Source organism: Catenulispora pinisilvae, assembly GCF_015356865.1.
Taxonomy (GTDB): Bacteria; Actinomycetota; Actinomycetes; order Streptomycetales; family Catenulisporaceae; genus Catenulispora; species Catenulispora pinisilvae.
The window spans coordinates 1-1,677 of the sequence record NZ_JAAFZA010000490.1 but is presented as its reverse complement, the minus strand read 5'-3'; the positions used below and the strand labels follow the sequence as shown (position 1 = coordinate 1,677).

General features: G+C 69.9%; 1 protein-coding gene. It reads left to right on the top strand.

Annotated elements, in window-relative coordinates; translation table 11 throughout:
• Window positions 1-75 precede the first annotated feature (75 nt).
• Window positions 76-1,647, top strand: a complete 1,572-nt coding sequence (locus IZR01_RS49090) for an ISAzo13 family transposase (protein ID WP_438939680.1) — start codon at window positions 76-78, stop codon at window positions 1,645-1,647.
• The last annotated feature ends 30 nt before the right edge of the window (window positions 1,648-1,677 follow it).

Sequence of the window (1,677 nt, the reverse complement as noted above, 5' to 3'; positions counted from 1 at the left end):
GGGGGCGCATTTGTTTTACAGGTGACTTCCCGTTGGGTGGGTCGTTCATATGGTATGACGACGGTTCCGGGTGAGATGGTCGAGTTGTTCCGAGGGGTGTTCGAGTCGCTGTTGCCGCATCTGGACGAGCGGCAGCGTCGGCTGGCCGCGGGGGCGGTGGCGCGGGCGCTGGGCCATGGCGGGATGGTCGCGGCGGCCCGGGCCTCGGGGTTGTCGCAGGCCACTGTCAGCGATGGGGTGTGGGAGTTGGAGGCCGGGCCGGATCCGCTGGGGCGCATCCGGCGGCCGGGGGCGGGGCGCAAGAGCGCCGAGGTGGTCGATCCGGGGCTGGTGCCGGCGCTGCTGGGGCTGGTGGAGCCCACGCGGCGGGGCGATCCGATGGGGCCGTTGTCGTGGACGACGCTATCGACCCGGGATCTGGCCGGTGAGTTGACGGCGGCCGGGCACCGGATCGGCGCCTCGGTGGTCGGCAAGTTGTTGCGCGCCAACGGATTCGTGCTGCGCGGCAACGCCAAAGTACTGGAAGGCTCGGCCGATCCGGACCGGGACGCGCAGTTCCGGCACATCAACGACACCGCCACGGCGTTCCTGACCGCCGGGGACCCGGTGATCAGCATCGACGCGAAGAAGAAGGAGATGGTCGGGAACTTCGCCAACCCCGGGCGCACCTGGCATCCGGCCGGTGCCCCGGTGGAGGTCTTGGATCACAGTTTCCTGATTCCGGAGCTGGGGGTCGCGATCCCGTTCGGGATCTACGACATCACCGCGAACACCGGTTGGGTGAACGTCGGGACCGACCATGGCACCGCGGCCTTCGCCGTGGAATCGATTCGACGCTGGTGGCACGACCAGGGCAGCCGGCGCTACCCGACCGCCACCAGGCTGCTGATCACCGCCGATGCCGGCGGGTCGAACGCCGCGAACTCCCGGCTGTTCAAGACCGAACTGCAGGCCCTGGCCGTGCAGACCGGCCTGGAGATCAGCGTGTGCCACTTTCCCGCCGGCACCAGCAAATGGAACAAGATCGAGCACCGGCTGTTCTCGGCGATCACCCGGAACTGGCGCGGCCAGCCGCTGACCAGCCTGCAAGTGGTCGTCGACACCATCGCCGCCACCACCACGACCACCGGCTTGCAGGTCCACGCCGAGCTGGACACCGGCAGCTACCCCACCGGCAGGGAGATCCCCGACGCGCAGTTCAAAGCCCTGCCCATCGACCACAACCCCTGGCGCGGCGACCTGAACTACACCCTGCACCCCGAGCCGCCGGCCCCGACACCGCCGCCGCGACCGGCCCTGCCCGACCCCGACTGGCTGCGCCAACCGCTGATCACCGGCCTTACCAACGACCACTTCGACGCCCTGGTCCGATATCTGACCCCACCTGCGCCGCCGGCCGGAACACCCGGCCGCCGCCCCGGCACCGGCGGGTTCACCACCCGACACCAACTGCTGGCCGCCGCACTGCAGATCCGGCACCGCCTGCCCCAGACCGCCATCGCCACCCTGCTCGGCGTCGCCCACACCACCATCGCCCACGGCGTCCCGGCCACCATCCGCGCTCTGGCCGGCCTCGGCTTCGCCTTCACCCCCGCTGAACAACCACTGCGCACCCCGGACCGCCTCACCGCCGCCCTCGGCCACTAGATCAAGTCAGCGTGTTAATGAAATGCGCCC